Annotated in this window: 17 protein-coding genes and 1 pseudogene; 6 read left to right on the forward strand and 12 right to left on the reverse strand. The window is 56.7% G+C overall.

Annotated elements, in window-relative coordinates:
- Position 1: 1 nt before the first annotated feature.
- A complete protein-coding gene (locus H522_RS19335; RefSeq protein WP_162143510.1) occupies positions 2-916 on the reverse strand; it encodes a ZIP family metal transporter in 915 nt (304 codons plus the stop codon).
- Between the two features lie 417 nt (positions 917-1,333).
- Between H522_RS19335 and pfkA the strand changes: the two genes are divergently transcribed.
- Complete coding sequence (gene pfkA, locus H522_RS0112960; protein WP_026962652.1) at positions 1,334-2,293, forward strand: 6-phosphofructokinase; 960 nt, start codon at positions 1,334-1,336, stop codon at positions 2,291-2,293.
- Positions 2,294-2,476: 183 nt separating this feature from the next.
- On the opposite strand, the gene H522_RS0112965 is transcribed toward pfkA, so the two are convergent.
- Positions 2,477-3,409, reverse strand: a complete 933-nt coding sequence (locus H522_RS0112965; protein WP_026962653.1) for an L-lactate dehydrogenase — start codon at positions 3,407-3,409, stop codon at positions 2,477-2,479.
- 406 nt (positions 3,410-3,815) lie between these two features.
- On the opposite strand from H522_RS0112965, the gene H522_RS0112970 reads away from it, so the two are divergent.
- Both H522_RS0112970 and H522_RS19340 read left to right on the forward strand, forming a co-directional pair.
- The gene (locus tag H522_RS0112970; protein WP_026962654.1) at positions 3,816-4,910 is read left to right on the forward strand and encodes a TIGR04053 family radical SAM/SPASM domain-containing protein; all 1,095 of its coding nucleotides are present in this window, start codon (positions 3,816-3,818) and stop codon (positions 4,908-4,910) included.
- A 60-nt stretch (positions 4,911-4,970) separates the two neighbouring features.
- The gene (locus H522_RS19340) at positions 4,971-5,648 is read left to right on the forward strand and encodes a response regulator (protein ID WP_035453887.1); all 678 of its coding nucleotides are present in this window, start codon (positions 4,971-4,973) and stop codon (positions 5,646-5,648) included.
- A gap of 129 nt (positions 5,649-5,777) precedes the next feature.
- Here the strand turns inward: H522_RS19340 and H522_RS22170 are convergent.
- The 8 genes and pseudogenes from H522_RS22170 to helD all read right to left on the reverse strand — a co-directional run.
- Positions 5,778-5,972, reverse strand: a pseudogene (locus tag H522_RS22170) (divalent metal cation transporter); the annotation flags it as partial.
- A 96-nt stretch (positions 5,973-6,068) separates the two neighbouring features.
- Positions 6,069-7,055 carry a COX15/CtaA family protein gene (locus H522_RS0112985; RefSeq protein ID WP_026962656.1) on the reverse strand — a complete coding sequence of 329 codons (987 nt, stop codon included), beginning with the start codon at positions 7,053-7,055 and terminating at the stop codon, positions 6,069-6,071.
- Between the two features lie 13 nt (positions 7,056-7,068).
- On the reverse strand, positions 7,069-8,061 hold the full coding sequence (locus tag H522_RS19345) for a heme o synthase (protein WP_211230684.1): 993 nt from the start codon (positions 8,059-8,061) through the stop codon (positions 7,069-7,071).
- A gap of 12 nt (positions 8,062-8,073) precedes the next feature.
- On the reverse strand, positions 8,074-8,418 hold the full coding sequence (locus H522_RS0112995; RefSeq protein ID WP_245578113.1) for a cytochrome C oxidase subunit IV family protein: 345 nt from the start codon (positions 8,416-8,418) through the stop codon (positions 8,074-8,076).
- A 1-nt stretch (position 8,419) separates the two neighbouring features.
- Positions 8,420-9,046, reverse strand: coding sequence for a cytochrome (ubi)quinol oxidase subunit III (locus H522_RS0113000; RefSeq protein ID WP_051344262.1), 627 nt, complete (start codon positions 9,044-9,046; stop codon positions 8,420-8,422).
- 9 nt (positions 9,047-9,055) lie between these two features.
- Positions 9,056-11,026, reverse strand: coding sequence for a cbb3-type cytochrome c oxidase subunit I (locus H522_RS0113005; protein WP_026962659.1), 1,971 nt, complete (start codon positions 11,024-11,026; stop codon positions 9,056-9,058).
- A gap of 20 nt (positions 11,027-11,046) precedes the next feature.
- On the reverse strand, positions 11,047-11,982 hold the full coding sequence (locus H522_RS19350) for a ubiquinol oxidase subunit II (protein WP_051344251.1): 936 nt from the start codon (positions 11,980-11,982) through the stop codon (positions 11,047-11,049).
- A 336-nt stretch (positions 11,983-12,318) separates the two neighbouring features.
- Positions 12,319-14,790: an RNA polymerase recycling motor HelD gene (helD, locus tag H522_RS0113015; RefSeq protein ID WP_051344252.1), complete on the reverse strand. Its 2,472-nt coding sequence runs from the start codon at positions 14,788-14,790 to the stop codon at positions 12,319-12,321.
- A gap of 226 nt (positions 14,791-15,016) precedes the next feature.
- On the opposite strand from helD, the gene H522_RS0113020 reads away from it, so the two are divergent.
- Positions 15,017-15,571, forward strand: coding sequence for a GNAT family N-acetyltransferase (locus H522_RS0113020; protein ID WP_026962661.1), 555 nt, complete (start codon positions 15,017-15,019; stop codon positions 15,569-15,571).
- Between the two features lies 1 nt (position 15,572).
- Here the strand turns inward: H522_RS0113020 and H522_RS19355 are convergent, their stop codons facing one another.
- The gene (locus H522_RS19355) at positions 15,573-16,652 is read right to left on the reverse strand and encodes a two-component system sensor histidine kinase NtrB (protein WP_051344253.1); all 1,080 of its coding nucleotides are present in this window, start codon (positions 16,650-16,652) and stop codon (positions 15,573-15,575) included.
- 313 nt (positions 16,653-16,965) lie between these two features.
- Here H522_RS19355 and H522_RS19360 point away from each other — a divergent pair, with 313 nt between their 5' ends.
- Entirely contained in the window at positions 16,966-17,673 is a 708-nt protein-coding gene (locus H522_RS19360; RefSeq protein WP_035453890.1) for a response regulator, read from the forward strand.
- Between the two features lie 53 nt (positions 17,674-17,726).
- Here H522_RS19360 and H522_RS0113035 read toward each other — a convergent pair whose 3' ends face one another.
- Complete coding sequence (locus tag H522_RS0113035; RefSeq protein ID WP_026962662.1) at positions 17,727-18,023, reverse strand: HesB/YadR/YfhF family protein; 297 nt, start codon at positions 18,021-18,023, stop codon at positions 17,727-17,729.
- Positions 18,024-18,383: 360 nt separating this feature from the next.
- Between H522_RS0113035 and H522_RS0113040 the strand changes: the two genes are divergently transcribed.
- Positions 18,384-18,797 (forward strand): universal stress protein, encoded by a 414-nt coding sequence (locus H522_RS0113040; protein WP_026962663.1) that lies wholly within the window; start codon positions 18,384-18,386, stop codon positions 18,795-18,797.
- The last annotated feature ends 17 nt before the right edge of the window (positions 18,798-18,814 follow it).

Genomic DNA, 18,814 nt, shown 5'->3' on the forward strand with positions numbered 1-18,814 from the left:
GTCATTGGCAATTTGTTCTTGGTTTCGCAGCTTCTTGTTTGGAGATACGATACTGCGGAGTCGCTCTAGCGTGTGTTGAGATAATGTCCCCGTCCGCTTCACGCATCACGCTTTCCCCCGCCTTGGCGGTTCCACCTGTTTGGGCGACGGCAGTTACGGTTTCCGTGCCCCAGCCAATCCCGAATCCAAGGACAAGTGCAGTCATAATCAAACGCTGCGCCGCTTCTCGTCGAACGCTTGAGAAAACCTCCTTGACGACGTAAAGAATTGCGCCGCCGGCCATAGCCAGAACAAATACGGAGAGTGCAGTTGAGGTCCATAGGCTACCCACTAGCGTACCTACGAACGTTGGACCTCCTCCAACCAATCCGAGAAGCAGAATCGTCCTCCATGGGACCCGGTGGCCTTCACGAACGACAGGACCGACGATACCAAAGCCTTCGGTCGCGTTGTGGAGCGCAAACCCGATGACGAGTCCGATAGCCAATCCCGTTTTCCCAATCGCAAAGGACTGCCCAATGGCCAATCCCTCACTCAGGTTATGAAGGCCAATTCCAACCGCAATCATCCAGGATAAGCGCTTCGCCCCCAGTTCCGCGGCCTGCGCAATCCATTTCTGTTGAATCGTCACCAGGCTGATGAGACCGACAAAAAAGCCGCCAATAAAAAGGATGGTTAACAAGATTGCAGTATCTGCCGATCCGTTCCCCGCTGCCACAGCTTGAATGCTTGCGGAGGTCTGTCCAGCCGCGTCTCCTAAAATTTCGATGAGAAGGTAGATAAGGATTCCAGCGGCGAGCATGCTTAAAGCTGAACGTATCGTGGAAGAGAGCCCACGTATCCGACCGAAAGGTAGCCCAATGTAGATGGTTCCGCCCGCAATCAGGCCGAGTATAAGTAGTTCCCAGTGATTCAACATGGTCACCTCGAAAGCTGACTATTTAAGTCAACATTTATCAAGAATCGGTAGTTAGATAAACCAAACTCACGAAATAAGTCTATATTAACTCCGCGAAATCCGCAACAAGAGACAAGAAAGCATTGCTAGATCAAAAGCCGACTTTGGAAACCTACTTGAAGAGTGGAAGCCGGTTCCTTTCCGGAATAATGAGCTGGATATCCATGGTTGATAATTCCCCATTGAGTACGTTTAGACCGGTCATCTAGAACATGTTTTTCGTTCAGAGATGATTCGCTTGGATACCCATGGTTATAGCAAAACTGGATCTGCCCGGACTTGGGGCATGACCTTACAATTTAAACTGTAAGAAGATTAATTTCCTCCCATCGATCAGCGCGGATGGCTGCAGGTACAGTGAGGTGTCCAATAAAGATGAGGCGTATTGCGGTTTTGACGAGTGGAGGCGACGCACCGGGCATGAATGCTGCCATTCGAGCAGTTGTTCGAACCGGGATATACAGCAACATGGAAGTGTTCGGTATCCAACATGGATACACAGGATTAATCCGTGGCGACATCGTTCCGATGTCCTTGGGTTCCGTCGCGGACATCATTCAACGAGGGGGCACCATCCTATATACGGCTCGTTGCGAAGAATTCAAGACTGTCGAAGGTCAGAAGAAAGCTTGTGCGATGCTTCAAAAACATGGTATCGACGGGCTTGTCGTCATTGGTGGGGACGGTTCCTTCCACGGTGCTCAGGCATTAGCCAACTTGGGTGTGGCCACGATTGGGGTTCCAGGCACAATCGACAATGACCTTCCATTTTGTGATGAAACAATAGGGTTTGATTCTGCGGTGAATACAGCGATTGAAGCGATTGACAAAATCCGTGACACCGCTACATCACATGATCGAACGTATGTGGTGGAGGTCATGGGGCGTAGTGCTGGAGACATCGCGACCTATGTTGGATTAGCCGGGGGCGCTGAAACGATTTTGATTCCGGAGCGATTACAAAGTTTGCAGGAGGTGATTCGAAAGCTCAATCGGGGATTAGCACGCGGAAAAAAACATTCCATTATTGTCGTGGCCGAAGGTGCGATGCACGGCGCGGAAGTCGGTGAATACTTGACCAAGCACACAGGGCTTGAAGTTCGTGTGACCGTGCTCGGACGTATTCAACGCGGCGGATCGCCTACAGCACGAGACAGGATTCTGGCTAGTCAGCTCGGTGCCTATGCAGTAGATCTGCTAAAGCAAGGCGTATCCGGAAAAATGGTATCGACCCTGCAAGGAAAATTACATGCCGTCTCTTTCGACGATGTTTTCCGTGAGAAGCATCGGGTAAATACGCGTTTGTATGAGTTAGCGGAAACACTAGCAATTTAAGCTAGGGAGTGAAACAGATGATGAACATTCAGATTCATGGCCAGCATTTAGGGGTTACACAGGCACTGCAGGACTATATTGCATAAAAAATCCGTCTAAGAAACCTAACTTTAATGTCCGGCAACCGTTCTCAGTCGGGTGTGCAAAAGCGCCCCGCTACCGCTTAGGCTCGGCGGGGCATCTTCAAAATAATGCCTCCACTTCGCGGATGCGTTTGGACAGCTCGGCGGCAGAGCGGTGGAGCAGAGTCAACTCATCGTCTGTCAACGGCAGGTCGATAATCCGCACCACACCCGTGCGGTCGACGACGCATGGTACCCCCATGTATAGGTTGGAAATGCCATGATAGTCCATAAGTCGTGTAGACACGTTGAGAACAGCGTGCTCGTCACTCAGGATGGCCGCACAGATGCGGTCGAGCGCCAACGCGATGGCGTAGCTGGTGCTGCCTTTGGCGCGAATAATTTCGTATGCGGCGTCGCGTGTCTCTGTGTAGATTCGCTGCTTTTGGTCCTCAGGCAGTTGTACCGGTACGCCGGCCACGTTCGTCTTGCTCCAAGCCGCCACCTCGGTGTCCCCATGCTCACCGAGGATATGTGCGTGCACGCTGCGCGCATCAACCCCCAACTCCTGGCCTAAACGAAAGCGAAAGCGCGCGCTATCCAATACGGTCCCGGAGCCAATGACCCGTTCCGCAGGCCAGCCGGAAACCCGCCAGGCCACGTAGGACAGGACGTCGACCGGATTGGTGGCCATCAGTAGGATGCCGTGGTCGTTGTATGCGATGACTTGTTCAACCACACTCCGAACGATGGTGACGTTGCGGCTCAGCAATTCCTGTCTGGTCTCGCCCGGCCGTTGCGCAACACCGGCCGTCACAATGACGATGTCGGCGTCGGCGCAGTCACTGTAATCCCCCGCCCAGACCTTGCTACCGCCCGTGAACGGCCGCCCATGCTGCATATCCAAAGCTTCGCCACGCGCCTTGTCCGCGTTGACGTCTAGTAGAACAATTTCGTCCGCCCTATTCCGCAACAGCAGCGTATATGCCGTCGTGGCACCGACTGCGCCAGCACCAATGACGACAATCCGTGTCGGTTTCGACAAAGTTTGCATGTTTATCTCCTCCCGACAAGCACATGCGTCACGCGGTCGGCCAGCCCGGCTCGCGCTGTTTGTCCGGGTTAACCGCTCGCGTCTTGACACATTTATTCTGGCTCGAGCACAAAGCAGATACATCCTCCGTCTGCGGCATCTTCCCTTAGTACAGACCGCCTGGCACGGATCGCTCAGACATACCGCCCATAAACCGGTTCGCCGTCCGGATCGTCAGTGAAAATCTCTTGCCCCGTCCAATGTGACTAGTCGAAACAAACCCCGTCACAGCCCCCGAATCGGACACTTCAGAGCGGTCCAACCCGGCCTTTTGTGTAATCTCCTTTGCCCTTATGCTCAGTAGTGAAATGGAGGGCGATGTAAGGTGCCTACACAAGCACAGACCCAAACCGAATTCCATTCTAATATGGCCCGACGTGATTTTGATCAAAACCCATTCATCGCCATCTGGGAGGTGACACGTGCCTGCCAATTGCATTGCGTGCACTGTCGAGCCGAGGCCCAGCGTCACCGTCACCCACTGGAACTGACCACCGCAGAAGGCATGCGATTGATTGACCAAATCGCTGCCATGGACAGACCGCTGTTTGTCCTGACCGGGGGCGATCCGCTCGAGCGCGAGGACCTGTTTACGCTCATTGACTACGCCGCAAAGCGGGGATTAGAGGTTGGACTGACCCCGAGTGCCACCCCGCGCCTGACCCGCGACGCTTTGGCCCGTGCTCGCGAAGCCGGCATGGCGAGATGCGCCCTCAGTCTGGACGGGGCCACTCCAGAGACCCACGACCGGTTTCGGGGTACGAAAGGGTCTTTTGAACGAACCCTAAATGGGCTGCACCTCTTGCGGGAACTGAACATCCCGATTCAAATCAACACCACAGCAACGCGTCGAAACGTCCATGAACTCCCGCAGCTAGCCAAATTGGCAGCAGAGTTTGGTGCCACCTTGTGGAGTGTCTTCTTTTTGGTACCAACCGGCCGGGCGCGTGTTCAGGACATGCTGCCAGCAGACGAGGTGGAGTCCGTCTTCCATTGGCTGTGGGAAACCTCCCGGGAGCTGAAGTTGCCCGTGAAAACCACGGCCGCACCCCATTACCGGCGTATCCTGTTGCAACGACAGCAAGGACAAGTACAACAGCCTGGTCAAGACCGTCCCCAGCCGTCCCGCTCCCAAGGGCGCGCTGTCAACGATGGTAACGGCTTTGTCTTTATCTCGCATACCGGAGACGTCTACCCGAGTGGCTTTCTACCGGTATCAGCTGGCAACGTACGGACTTCATCGCTCGCTGACCTTTACCGGTTCAGTCCACTCTTCCGGTCACTGCGCGATTACAACCTGCTCAAGGGTAAGTGCCGGGTGTGTGAATTTCGGTCCGTCTGTGGTGGTTCTCGTGCCCGGGCCTACGCATTGACCGGCGATTACCTGGAAAGTGATCCATCCTGCAGTTACCAACCGCAATCCTTCACGAAGGCAGGCATTTCGTCGCCATCGAGGACGTGATCGATTGCCTATTGCCCCACAACCCGGATGAGTCTGACACTGTATGAGGAGGATACCACTATGGGCAAAGCATCCCCCATCGGGGTCATGATTGTTGACGACCTGGACCTGTTTCGCGCTGGCCTCACGTACATTCTGCGCTCAGCACCCAACTTGAAAAAGGTTGGGGAAGCTAAAAATGGACTTGAAGCTATAAAGCGGTATGAAACCTTGAAACCGGATGTCGTCCTGATGGACGCACAGATGCCCGGCATGGACGGGTATCAGGCGACAAAGGAAATTTTGCGCATTGACCCCTCCGCCCGAATCGTCATCTTGACGACGGACATGGGCGAACACACGATTGTCAAGGCCATTTCCACGGGGGCCCTCGGTTACATCGCGAAAAACGCGACCCCGGCCGCCGTCATCGACGGGATTGAAAAAGCTTTCCGAGGTGAATACGTCGTTCCCAACGAAGTGACCGTATTCGTAGTCCAGCGTCTCCTGCGTAGCTATACGGAGCCAACAAACTTTACCCCTCGAGAAATGGATATCTTACGTTGGCTGACGACAGGCGCAACTAACAAACAGCTCGGCCAAGCATTAGGAATCAGCCCCAGCACGGTCGGGAACTACATCCAACGGCTGCTGAAAAAACTCGGCTTGGAAAACCGGGCACAGCTGGCCGCCTACGCGGTACGTCAAGGGTTTCAAGTCGAAGAATCCACGACAGGGTTATCTCATTCCCCCAGGTAATCGCCAGCAGTTGGCTGAGTTGATGGAGGCGACGCGAAATGTGGTCATCAGAGAGACAAGAAAGACCGCTGCTGAAGCTGAACCAAGCAACGGCGTTAGCGTTTGATAGGCAGTCGATATGTCTGCAATTTAGGTGTGTCCTGAACCATGGAACACCGCAGCTGCCATGAACATCATCGAAAGGTTCACGAAACCGGCAAGCACCATGGCAATAATGACTTCCTTCGTATTAAATCGAGCGATTTTGCGCTTCTCGAGGTCATTACGCGGCACCACACGTTTCTGTGTGAGTCCAGAGTGCAGATAAACCGCATGCGGCATAACGGTTGCCCCAAGTCTCTACACATCTCCGAAAGATTTTTCCCGTCGCAATCCCCAGTTTCTCCGATATGTTTTGAACGATCATCGCCATGAAAGTCCTTATACGTCAAAGTGCGGATTCCTGCGCACCTGCAGGGCCAGGTAACAGGCGACGGCTAGCAAGAAAGAAACCACGGTCACGTGGATGATGAACGCCCACGGAGCAATATGTGTGGCAATTAGGACTCCTCCCGACAGGGCCTGGAGCAGGACCAAAGCGAGCATCCAGCGGCTAGCGGTATAAAGCTCTCGCCGCCACTGGTTCAGCTGTCTGGTCAAATACACAAGGTACAGGATTAGGCCCACCATCCCGAGGGCAACGAGACGGTGCAACACATCCAGCCAGAAGGCCGCCCCTACTTGCGCTGGGGACTCTAACGGCAGTGGCCAACCGCGGAATTCACTTCCCCAACCAGTGCTGGCCGCATAGGCCCCTACATACATAGCCAAGTACACATAGACGGCGGTAACGGTCGCAGAGTGCCGGACCCGAGCTAATTTACGGGCGGCTTGCGTCGGATTTACCCAGCTTACGGCCGCTTGCCCGCTAGGCATTTGGCGCGGCCGCAAGAATAAGACCAACAAAAAGGTACCGACAAAAGAAAGCAGAGCAATGCTCACGTGAGCAGCCATAATGGCCGGCGGGTTGGAGAATAAAACCGCCAGAGCGCCAAGCACCGACTCCAGGACCACACCCGCCGCCAACAGCCCCAGGCACAGCATCAACGTCCGGTTCTTGCGTCCATAACGCAATAGCGCTCCAGCCAGCAGAACAAAGAAAACCATATCGAGCAGCACCGATAGACGGTGGGTATATTCAATCCACACCTGCAGCGACCAGTGGGTGGGTACCACCTGGCCGTTGCACAACGGCCACTGACGTCCGCACCCCAAAGCCGACCCAGTCACCGTATCCGTGAAACCGAGCGTGTTGACCAAAAGCACGCTGAGAAACGTAGCCAGACTCAGCCCCCATAAGCGCCGTCGCAGCTTTTCCGGGAGACCCGGTTGCGGCATCGCCCCAACTGGTTCAAGCGGGATCGCCATTTCATTCGCCCCCCTACGTCCAGGCCGAAGCGGCCAGGGCAAAGAACACCACCGGTAGGTAGATCAGCGATAGAAAAAATGTGCGCCGCGCCCATACTCCGACATCCTGACGCGTCCGCCAGAGCATCGCATGTGCGGCCAAGAAAACTGCTCCTGTCAGACCAGCGACCGTTTCGTATGGCCAAGGGTGAACCAAAGCCCAATACGGCAGCAACGATACTGGGAGCAGCAACAGGCTATACAGGCCCATCTGGAAAATGGTTGATTTCGTCCCCCGCACCGTCGGCATCATAGGCACGCCTGCAGCCTTATAGTCGGCATTCCGATATAGAGCCAGGGCCCAAAAATGGGATGGAGTCCAGAGAAAGATGATGGCGAACAGCACCCACGCCGGCCAGGCCAGGTGACCTGTCACCGCCGCCCATCCCACCAAGGGTGGAAACGCCCCGGCACCGCCACCGAACACGATGTTCTGCGGGGTATGGCGCTTGAGCCCCATCGTATAGACGCAGGCGTAGTACACGTATCCGGCAGCCGCGAGTAGCGCGGATAAGGGGTTGACCGACCAGGCCAACACAGCCACCCCGGCCACCCCAAGGCCCACGCCCAACACCAGCGCGTGCAGAGCTGGGATCCTCCCCTGTGGCAACGGACGGTGCACGGTACGTTGCATACGTGCATCAATGTCCCGGTCATACCACATATTCACCGCGGCCGATCCGCCCGCACAGAGCGCTAGGCCCACGGTTGCGGCAAAGGTGGTGCTGGGGGACGGCCAGCCCTTGGCCGCCCACACCATCGCGCACCACTGTGTGAACACGAGCAGGGCGAGTATACGCGGTTTCGTCAACTCCAGATACACAGCCAAGCAGCGCGTCCAGCGCTGGGCTAGGTGCTTTAGGGCGCCCGGCAGTTCGCCCGCCTCTGTCAGTGTACCCGACTTCGCCTCCCCAGCCGTCCGCGCGATTGCGCGCGCGGTCATCGTCGAAACTTCCCTTGCGTTCATCGTCCGCATCCCCTAAGCCACCATGTAGTGGAACGACATGGCCCAGAGCGATCCGGCCACGAAGATGATGGTGAACAAAAAGGCGAGGGCTATCGCCAACGAGTGCACGGGTGGTCCGTCTCCCTTGGTAATGTGCATGAATAGGAACAATTGCACCCCTATCTGCAGCACCCCGAGGGCGAGCAGGACCAAGACCAGCGGACTGCCGCTGAGGCCGTGCGTGAAGGCCGCCCACAAAGCAGCGAGCGTGAGTACAATGGAGAGCACGTACCCGAGCACATACTGGCCGATGCCGTGCTTGGGGCCGCTTACCGAGAGTGGCTTTTCCACCTTCATCTGTTTGGCGGGTGCCTGCATCTTACATCACCATCCCTGTCAGGTAGACAACCGTGAAGATAAACACCCAGACCACGTCGAGAAAGTGCCAGTAAAGCCCGACATTGAACACCTTGCGCGCCGTCTGCGGGGTGATGCCCTGGCGCAAGACCTGGATGAGGATGGCCAGCATCCAGACGATGCCTACGGAGACGTGGCTGCCATGGGTCCCTACCAGGGTGAAGAACGCCGAGAGGAAAGCGCTCCTTGACATGGTGGCGCCCATCTCAACGTCGTGGATAAACTCTTGCGCCTCCAAACCCACGAACGCTAACCCTAACAGCATCGTGACAGCCAGCCACACCGCCACTGCTTTCGGTCGCTGGCGCTGCATTTCATACGTGGCGAGACCGCCTGTAAAGCTGCTGGTCAACAAGATGAACGTCTCCGCCACAAACCCGGGAACATCAAACAGGGTGCGGGCTGTCGGCCCCCCCGCCGTATGCGTGTGCAGGAGCACATACGTCGCAAACAGGCAGGCAAACAAGAGCATGTCGGTGGCTAAGAACAGCCAGAAACCAAAGATTTTCAGGGATTCGGCCGGATCGCGATACTCTATCGTCTTCTCCTCGACGACGGCGTCGGACAGCCGCGGTCGGGACAGCGTCATCGCCATGGTTCACAACCTCCCATACAGGGCCTCAGACTGACGCACCTCTTCCGCGCTGAGGTCGTGTTCGTCGTGGGTCTCAAACGAGCGGGCCAACAGACACGCAGCTACTCCCACCAGTGCTAAAGCGGCGAGGATGTACCATTCAAACACAAACCCCAAGCCCGCGAAGAAGAAGCACACCCCAAGCAGGAACGGACGCGCGCTGTTGTTCGGCATGTGGAAGGACTGAATCTCGCTGGCGGATGGCCGCAGTTCTGCGGTTCTTCCCTGCTCTTTGAGCGTCCACCACATATCCCGGTCGGTCACCTTCGGAATCACCGCGAAGTTGTAGTGCGGCACCGGCGAAGGGAGTGACCATTCGAGCGTCCGCGCGTCCCAGATGTCGCCGGTCACGTCCCGCTTGCCAAACTTGATGCTGTAGAGCACCTGTGCGACGATGAACAAAAAGCCCAGGCCCATGATGTAGGCACCAATCGTCGAGATGAAGTTGAGCGTGCCCCAGCCGAGATCGGTCGGATAGGTATACATACGCCGCTGCATGCCCATAAAGCCAAGGGCGTATTGGGGCATGAAACAGACGTAAAAGCCGATGTTGAACAGCCAGAACGCCCAGCGGCCTAGCCGTTCATCCAGTTGGAAGCCGAACATTTTGGGCCACCAGTAATACATCCCAGCCAGCATTCCAAACACCACGCCGCCGATGAGTGCCTGGTGGAAGTGGGCAATCAGGAAGTAGCTGTTGTGGTACTGGTAGTCCGCCGGCGCGGCAGCCAGCATGACGCCAGTGGCACCCGCGAAGGCGAAGCAGACGATGAACGCCAGCGTCCACAGCATCGGCAGCGTCAAACGAATGCGGCCGCGGTACATGGTGAACAGCCAGTTGAACATCTTGACCCCGGTCGGGATGCCGACCGCCATCGTCGAGACGGCGAAGAAGCTGTTGACGTCGGGACCGGCGCCCATGGTGAAAAAGTGGTGCACCCAGGTCAGGTCGCCGACAACCGTAATGGCCATAAGCGAAGCCACCATCGACTTGTAGCCGAAGATCTCCTTGCGCGAGAAAGTCGCTACCACTTCCGAATAGACGCCGAAGGCGACGAGGACGACGATGTATACTTCCGGATGCCCCCAAACCCAGAACAGGTTGATGAACATCATCGGATTGCCGCCCTGAGCGATGGTGAAGAAGTGGGCGCCAAACAGCCGGTCAAGCATCAGCATGGCCAAGGCGACATTGAGCGCCGGAAACACCGTCAGGATGACGATGCTGGAAGCCAAAGTCGCCCAGGAAAACAAGGGCATTTTCATCATCGTCATGCCGGGCGCCCGCATCTTTAGGATGGTGGCGATAAAGTTCACCCCGGTGCCGATGGTCCCGATGCCGGAAATCAACAGGGACAATAGATAGTAGTTTTCGCCCGGCCCTTTATCAAAGCCGAGTTCGGTCAATGGCGGATAGCTGGTCCAGCCTCCATCGGGCGATCCGCCAAACACAAACGAGATGTTGAACAACAACGCAGCAAAGAAAAACAGCCAGAAGCTAATCGCGTTTAGGTATGGAAAGGCCACGTCGCGGGCGCCTATCTGCAAGGGCACCGCGATGTTGAACAAGGCAAAGATAAACGGCATCGCCATAAAGAGAATCATGATGGTGCCATGCGTCGTAAAGATCTGGTCGTAGTGCTCCGCGTTGAGAAAGTGGTTGTTTGGGACCGCCAACTGCGTGCGCAAAAGCAGCGCGTCGACCCCACCGCGGAAGAACATCAAGAGCGCACAAACCAGATACATGATGCCGATTTTTTTGTGATCGACCGTGGTCAGCCACTCGTCCCACAGCCACCGCCACTTCTTGAAGTAGGTCAAGGCGAAGACAATCCCGGCGAGGGTCAGAAGGATGAGGACATCGGACCCCCAAATCAGCGGACCTTCGCGCCACATCAGGTACGTATCACCGAAGCGGCGTATTGCCTCCCACATGCTATATCACACTCCTTACGTTACATTCCCGAATGAGACATCCCATCGCCCATGCCTGAAGCCGACTTGCCACCTGGAACATCGTCAAGCATGCCCGGCATGTACTGGCCGCCGTCCGCCCACACGGTGGCATTAAACAATCCGTTCGGGAAGGCCGAATACGTGGCCTCGCCCATCACGCTAGGCTGCTTCAATTTGGCGTACCCGGCCTTGGTGAGGGCTGGAGCATTTTGCTTGACTTTGGCCGCCCAGGCGTTGAAATCGTCGTCACTCACCGCAACCACACGGAACTGATCGTGCGCGAACCCTTCCCCGGTAAAGTTGGCACCGTGACCATAGTACGTGCCCGCCTTATCGGCCTGCAGCCACAACCGCATCGCCATGCCGGGCATCGTGTACTCCTGACCACCCAATTGAGGCACCCAGAAAGAGTTCATCGGCGCGTCTGAGGTGAGCTCAAACTGCACCGGAACACCGGTCGGAATCTCGCAATAGTTCACCGTGGCAACGTGCTGATTGGGATAGAGGAACAGCCACTTCCAGTCCAGCGACACCACTTCTACGGTGAGCGGTTTGACATTGTTCTCCGGCGGTTTGACTAAGGCGTATGTGGTCCTGATGGTAAAGGCACCGAGGATGCCCACCACCACAATCGGGATTCCCCACCAGACTAATTCCAGGGTTTTGTTCTCTGCCCAGTGCGGTTGGTACGGCGCCTTGTTATCCGGCCGGTCCCGATACCGCCAAACGATGTAGAGCATCAACAGCAGTACAGGAATGATGACAATCAATACTAATACCGTCGACAGGATGATCAGGTGCAACTCCTGTCGCCCGACTGGTCCCGCCGGATTGAGCACCATGTACTCCGGACCACATCCGGACAACAGCAGCGCGGCCGCCAGCGCGACCAGCCCGGCCCTGCCTATCCGACGACGTGTGAGCCGTCTATCCATCCTTTCCTCCCCTTTCCGCATTCATGATCCGTTTGGCCGTAACGAAAACCAGTGCAACAGGTGTTCAGCCCGCGTTCGTGGTACAGCCACAACGCGCTTCAGTCTCATCATAGGAATCGCTGCACGCGGGGATAAGTCACAAACCGCGCATTTGCGGCGGCCCGAGCAGACCAGGCGGCAGGAGCCAATCGCCGTGATGTGATTGAACTAGTCCGACAGCATGGGGGGTTGAAAACGGTGAGTTGAAGAGGTCGCGAAGGAGAAGGGAACGACAGCGAACAATGCAGCAGAATGAGAATAGGCCACCTTTATCTAAGTCGAGGTGGCCTATGTCTTTCAATCGATCCGTTCGTACAAAGATGCGGGTACGCGGGCTAGCAAGGGGCTGGGCTCGCCCAGGCAAAACACGTGCAGCTCATGCATGGCCCGGGTGCAGGCGGTGTACAACAGCCCACGCTCCATCTCATCGCTGTTGTCCGCCTCCGGCCCGAGGTGAACCATCACAGCGTCAAACTCAATCCCCTTCGCCAGATACACAGGTAGCACGTGCACACCCGGTTCAAACCGGTGGGTGCGCTCGTCGATGCGCTGTACCGCCGTTCGGGGCGCCAGGTCGGTGTAGAGTAGAGCAGCTTCCTTCGCCGTCTTGCAAAGCACTGCAATCGTGCGGTGTCCGGCAGCGCGCAGGTCCTCGATGCATCGCACCAGCCGCTCGACGAGTTGCCGTTCGTTGGCAACCACCGTCAGCACCGGCAGGCGCCCTTCGCGCGCAAACGGCTGCACCTTGTCCCCATCCGGCAAAAGAGACCGGGCAAACTCCGCAATCGGTCGCGTCGACCGATAACTGCGCCACATTTCCAGCTTCCGTACCGGGCCGGGTTCCGCGTACAACTGTGCGAGTTCTGTCCAAACGTTCGCCCCGTGGGAATGCGGAAAGATGGATTGGTGTACATCCCCGAGGGCGGTCACCCGCGCGTGTGGAAACAACCGCTGCAAATAGGCCAGTTGAAACGGAGAATAATCCTGCACCTCATCGATAAAGACAAACCGAATGGACGTATTCGTCGGAAAGCCAAACAGTCGATCCCGCAAGTACAGGTACGGGGTGGCATCCTCATGCCACATCCGTTTGTCAGCCAGTGCGCCCAATGTCGCTTGACAGACCTCCCGCCACGCATCGCCCTCCGCTGCCGACAAAAAAGCCGGCGGGTGTTCCGGATCGTACAGACGGCGGTAGATTGCCAAGGTGTCGACAAACCCCAGGCGGCGAATGCGCGCGAGGGTTTTTCTCAGATGGCGTTGGATGACCATGTCGCGCAGAATTTGTTCCTCGCGCTGGAAGTCGTCAAACCGCACCTTGCGTCGACTTTCGCGCTGCGCTTGTCGGTGGGCCTTCTGGTAGTCTTCCTCGGAGAGGAGTTCCAGCTCCTCGTCCACCCAGGCTTCGCCCCGCTGCTTTTCCGCCAGCTCGCGGGCCTCGGCAACCAGACTGCGGGCCAATTGACGCAGGCGCAGAGGCAGCTTCCAGGTCGCATCCGTGGCGGCAAACCGAGCTTCGACATCGGCTGCCGAAAGCAACACCTGCCCGCGAAAGCGAATGTCGCGGAATACCATCCCTTGTCGAGCCAAAGCGTCGATGTACGCATCCATGTGCTGCAAGAAGGCCCGCTGGCTCTTGATATGGATGCTCGCCAAACGCAGTCGGCGTTCCTGCGCCGGCCCAGAGTACAAAAACTCCAGTTGCGCAAACGGGCTCTCCACGCGAAAGCGGCCACCAAGACGATGCTCGACGTATTCGTGGTAGGTGGTCTGCAGCATCGCCTCCTCGCCGAGTTCCGGCAGGACCGTGCGGACGTAGGCGTTAAACATAGCGTTCGGGGAAAACAACAGGATCTGATCCGACCGCACCTGGCGCCGATACCGGTACAGCAAATACGCCACACGCTGCATCGCGACCGACGTCTTGCCGCTGCCCGCCACCCCTTGCACCATCAGCAGGCGAGACTCTTCATCCCGGATGGCCTGATTCTGCTCGCGCTGAATCGTCGCCACAATGTTGTGCATCTGAGCGTCACTGCGCCGGCCCAGGACCTCTTGGAGAACGTCGTCGCCAATCGTCGTATCCGTATCGAACATACCCTCAAGTCGCTCCCCACGGATGACGAACTGCCGTTTCTTGTGCAACTGGCCGTGAATGGTGCCTCCGGGCGTCTCGTACTGCGCGGGTCCGGGCGGATAGTCGTAATACAGACTGGCAATCGGCGCCCGCCAGTCATAAATGAGAAAGTCGTCCCCGCCTTGGTCGCGCAGCGAAGACACGCCAATGTAGATGGATTCCGGCTCAGACTCCCCTTGCTCCTGAAAGTCGATGCGGCCAAAATACGCAGACTCCCGCAGCCGCCGCAAAGCGCGCAGCTTCGCCACCAGCCAGCGGTGCCGCCGCTCGTGTTCAGACAGGATGTCCGACTGCTGTTTGATGCTGGCGTAGGTTTCTAGGGTATCGGCAATGTCGTCAAAATTGATGGTCACGTCGTCCCAAAAATTGCGGCGGATTTCGACAATGTCGGTCGTGACACTACCGACTTCCCGTTCGAGCTCCTCCTGTTGCCGCTCAATCTCGGAAAGGACAGTGTTCAGTCGGCTTTGCTCCTTGTCCCATTCGCTGGTCATGGAAGACATGGCCATCGCTCCTTTAAACCCGAGATTTTTCGCAAGGCCGGTTCTCCGCAAGGATGATTTCCCGCGTAAAACATAACCTGCCCGCTCCTGCACCGGTTCCACACGTAGTCCGATTGCGTCATCAAACATCGTCCTTCCCGATGCCCAATCACATTACCGATTCGACTACGGGAAGTCAATGCAACCGGTCCTTTTGTGACCAATCCGTTCACTCAATCCGGTCATGCCGCACTTCCGAGCATCGGGTAGGCTATCCTTGAATGCACCAGATTGAGGTGAGAGCCATGTATGAGAACCGAATTCGAAACGCCAAACTCCGGACTCGACTCCTATCCGCCGAGGAGGTAGAGACCTAATGGGGGAGACGAAATGCCGCGTTTTTCCGCTTGCGAATGGACACATCGTCGAGCTGCACCAAAGCGGCGGTGACCCTACGGATGTAGAAAAATTGAAAGAAATGCTCCGGCATGAATCGAAGGAAAGCCTGTACTTGCGCTTCTTTCGGCTGGTGAACGTGGAGGATGAGGCTCTGGTGAACAGCCTACTTCCGGAGCCCGGACGTACAGCCATGAGTCTCGTCTGCGAACGGGACGGACATATGGTTGGGGTCGCGTCCTATCAAGCACTGGACACCGAATCGGTCGAACTCGCCGCTCTGGTTGCCGATGCCGAGCAAGGCTGTGGCATCGGCAGTCTGCTCTTGGAGGAACTGGAACGGCGCGCCCGAGATACCGGTTATCGAAAGGCCATCGTGCACGTCCTGCTGGAGAACCGAAGGGGTTTCAATCTGTTGCGAAAACATGGATTTCGTGTCGATCCCGCCCGAACGGATTGGTCCAGTGGTGAGGCGGTGTTGGTGGCGCCGCTGACCGTGCTGCCTGCCGCGCAGCAGAGGCCGCTTCCCGCATAGGTTAGGCTGCCGACAGAAGCGGCAAGCGAATCTCCACCGTGCAACCCTGCTGGGGCTGACTGTCAAAGTGAATCGTCCCGCCGTGCTCCTGAATGATCTTAAACGAGACCGTCAGCCCCAAACCGGTGCCATTCTGCTTGGTCGTCAAGAACGGCTCGCCAAGCCGCTCCAACGCCTCTGGCGGTATCCCGCAGCCTTCGTCTTGGATGCGCACCACCGCCTGACCATGTCTCGCGAACAGCTGCACACGGATGGTTCCGCCGTCCGGCATTGCCTCAATCGCGTTTTTCAGCAGGTTGATGAACACCTGCTGCAACTGGTGGGCGTCTGCCCGTACCCAACCCACCGGTTCCGGGCTGACCCATTCGATGCGCACCCCTTGCCTGCGCGCCGGGAGGCTCATCAAGGCAACCGCCGCATCGAGCACAGGCCGCACATCCATCGCCTGAAACGTCGTCTCCGGTGTCCGTGAGAGATACATAAACTGGTCCACAATCTTGTCAATTCGATCAAGTTCTGCAACGACCATCTGGAACACGTCCTGGTTGGCTGTGTTCGCGTCCATTTGCAGCCCTTGCAGCGCCATCTTAATCGCCGCCAATGGGTTGCGGATTTCGTGGGCGATGCTGGACGCCAACTGCCCCACTGCGTCGAGACGATCCAATCGCCGTAGCTGCTCCTCGGCGTGCTTGCGCTCGGTGATGTCCACTCGAAACGACACGTACTGATACGGTTTTCCGTTCTCATCAAGGACCGGTACAATCGTCGTATCCACCCAATAGATGGAGCCATCCTTGGCCCGGTTCCGGATGTCCCCACGCCAGATTTTACCGCGTCCAATGGTGCGCCACATGTCCTTGAAGAACGCTTTGGAATGATAGCCAGAGTTGATGATGCGATGGGTCTGCCCGAGCAGCTCATCTCTTGTATACTTGGATATATCACAGAATTTTTGGTTCGCAAAAGTGATACGGCCGCGTTTATCCGTAATCGCGACAATCAAGGTCGCGTCCAAAGCCCGATTGATGGTGAGCAGCGCATCCAGGGCACTTTGCAGGTTATTGAGGGCGTCTTGTAGCATCCCTCTTACCCCCCGTGTCACTTTTCTTGGGTGTCGAATATTTGTGATTGACATATCCGTAAGAATCCGGAACGGTGGCGCCGGTACATGATGAGCTCTCGTCGATTATACCCTATAGAAAGCGGAAAGTCTGTGAAGAACCGTTGTCATGACCCGTTTGAACTAGTTGGAGCGAACCCTCTAAAATCACCGCTTTTCAGCTATTCATAGCAAGTCGCCTGCGGTACAGTAGCATTAACACTGAGCGCCTGCAAAACCTTTTGTGCGTATACATGACCTATGACAGACGGCCGCTGAAAGGGGATGAATGGTGATGGGCCATCCGGATACAAAGTCCTTACGGGTTTTGATTGTGGACGACCATACGTTGTTCCGTAAAGGGGTACAATCCATCATCAGCCACATGGAAGACGTCCAAAGCGTCCTTGAGGCTGAAAATGGAGAAGTCGCAATGAAAATGGTGGCCGAGCAGCAGCCGGACGTGGTATTAATGGACATCAACATGCCGGTATGTGACGGACTGGAAGCTACACGCCGAATTAAGGCGGATTATCCCAGCGTCCGGATTTTGATGTTGACAGTCAGCGAGGCGGAATCGATGCTGTTTGAAGCCATCAAGTCCGGTGCGGACGGATACGTATTAAAGACGGCCAGCCCCGACTCGTTAATGGATGCCGTGTTGCGGGTCAGCCGCGGTGAGCCGGTCGTGCCGGCCAACTTGGCCATGCGCATCATTACCGAGATGTCCGCACCCGCCAAGCATTCGAGCCACTCCGCAGAGGAGCGAGCCGCCGGGGGTCCAAATGGGGTGGACCGACTGACGGATCGGGAAATGGAGGTGCTGCGCCACCTAAGCACCGGCGCCAGCAACCGGGAAATCGCCGCCGCGTTGTACATCAGCGAAAACACGGTACGTAACCACATCCGCAGCATCCTCGAAAAGCTGCACCTGGCCAATCGCGTTCAGGCCGCAGCCTATGCAGTGCGGGAAGGGTACGTTTTAAAATCCGACGAAACATAAGGGTGGAGGGAGTCCCTCCACCCTTTGCTTGCGGCTTGTTAGACCACAGTGTACTAGGACGCCTGCCCGATGACGAACTCAATCTCGTCCTGCGCGGGATTGTAGGCAATCTGCACGTCACGCTCCGCCAGGAAGTCCGCATCACCTCGGCGGATAAAATAACGCGTGCCTTCCTGCTCCACCATCACGGCGACCGACTTTGGCTCCTCGACTCGGATGCCAAAGGCAAACCCCGGTTCGATGACCGATCCGCCCCCGTACCGTACAAAAATCCGGACCGCGTCTCCGTCCTGCAATTGCAGTTCGCTCCGAAACCACCTAGCCGCTTCCGGTGTGACCGTCAGTTTCATCCTCCGTCCCCCCTGAATCGTGCTCTCTGAATTTGTCCCTGCGCCTCAAGTCCGAAACGTGTCGTGTATCACCTCTATCATATAACAGGACAAACTATCATACAACAGTTTTTTCGAGCGCTTGTAGCGCGTGGCATCGAGATCAAGGACAAGTATGACTACGGTCTGCTCTTGTGGCGAGTTCCGATCCGACCGGACGACAGGGGCCTATCGGACTAGTCGATTGTGCGTTTCGAAGATGGTCTGGCCGAAACTGAACAAAAACGTCCGTTTCCGCCATGATGGAGGTGTAACGGATGAAGGTTCCTGGCCGTAAATGAGACCGGTTGACCTGACGGGAGGAACCTAGGGGGGAGACTTATGAAAACATTTGTCTTGGCTGTGGATGGATCGAAAGCGTCCGAGAAGGCTGTCGCTTGGGCCGGCGATTTACTCAGTCGTTTTGCGGATGCCCGTTTGATTGGCGTTTATGCAATTGATCCGCTCGTCTTCGCTGGAGACGCGGCGATTCCCGCCACAGTCTTCGCGGCTCAAGAGGAAGAAGCCAAACGGATTTGGGAGGAGACCCTGCAAATGCTCGGCGACGTGGGTGAACGAGCGACATTCCGGTCGCCGACTGGCTATCCGGTAAAGGTCATCTGCGACATAGCGGAGGAGGTCAACGCCGACCTGATTATTATGGGGTCACATGGGAAGTCCGGCCTACGTTCTCTGGGTAGTGTGAGTCACGGCGTGCTGCATCGGGCCCATCGCCCCGTGCTGATTGCCCGTTAACGGACGCGAGCAGGGGG

This window comes from Alicyclobacillus herbarius DSM 13609, from assembly GCF_000430585.1.
Classification (GTDB): Bacteria; Bacillota; Bacilli; order Alicyclobacillales; family Alicyclobacillaceae; genus Alicyclobacillus_G; species Alicyclobacillus_G herbarius.

Coding starts and splice junctions, on each gene's coding strand:
- pfkA (WP_026962652.1), top strand. CDS start 1,334: ATGAGGCGTATTGCGGTTTTGACGAGTGGAGGCGACGCACCGGGCATG.
- H522_RS0112965 (WP_026962653.1), bottom strand. CDS start 3,409: ATGCAAACTTTGTCGAAACCGACACGGATTGTCGTCATTGGTGCTGGC.
- H522_RS0112970 (WP_026962654.1), top strand. CDS start 3,816: ATGGCCCGACGTGATTTTGATCAAAACCCATTCATCGCCATCTGGGAG.
- H522_RS19340 (WP_035453887.1), top strand. CDS start 4,971: ATGGGCAAAGCATCCCCCATCGGGGTCATGATTGTTGACGACCTGGAC.
- H522_RS0112985 (WP_026962656.1), bottom strand. CDS start 7,055: ATGGCGATCCCGCTTGAACCAGTTGGGGCGATGCCGCAACCGGGTCTC.
- H522_RS19345 (WP_211230684.1), bottom strand. CDS start 8,061: ATGAACGCAAGGGAAGTTTCGACGATGACCGCGCGCGCAATCGCGCGG.
- H522_RS0112995 (WP_245578113.1), bottom strand. CDS start 8,418: ATGCAGGCACCCGCCAAACAGATGAAGGTGGAAAAGCCACTCTCGGTA.
- H522_RS0113000 (WP_051344262.1), bottom strand. CDS start 9,046: ATGACGCTGTCCCGACCGCGGCTGTCCGACGCCGTCGTCGAGGAGAAG.
- H522_RS0113005 (WP_026962659.1), bottom strand. CDS start 11,026: ATGTGGGAGGCAATACGCCGCTTCGGTGATACGTACCTGATGTGGCGC.
- H522_RS19350 (WP_051344251.1), bottom strand. CDS start 11,982: ATGGATAGACGGCTCACACGTCGTCGGATAGGCAGGGCCGGGCTGGTC.
- helD (WP_051344252.1), bottom strand. CDS start 14,790: ATGTTTGATGACGCAATCGGACTACGTGTGGAACCGGTGCAGGAGCGG.
- H522_RS0113020 (WP_026962661.1), top strand. CDS start 15,017: ATGGGGGAGACGAAATGCCGCGTTTTTCCGCTTGCGAATGGACACATC.
- H522_RS19355 (WP_051344253.1), bottom strand. CDS start 16,652: ATGCTACAAGACGCCCTCAATAACCTGCAAAGTGCCCTGGATGCGCTG.
- H522_RS19360 (WP_035453890.1), top strand. CDS start 16,966: ATGGGCCATCCGGATACAAAGTCCTTACGGGTTTTGATTGTGGACGAC.
- H522_RS0113035 (WP_026962662.1), bottom strand. CDS start 18,023: ATGAAACTGACGGTCACACCGGAAGCGGCTAGGTGGTTTCGGAGCGAA.
- H522_RS0113040 (WP_026962663.1), top strand. CDS start 18,384: ATGAAAACATTTGTCTTGGCTGTGGATGGATCGAAAGCGTCCGAGAAG.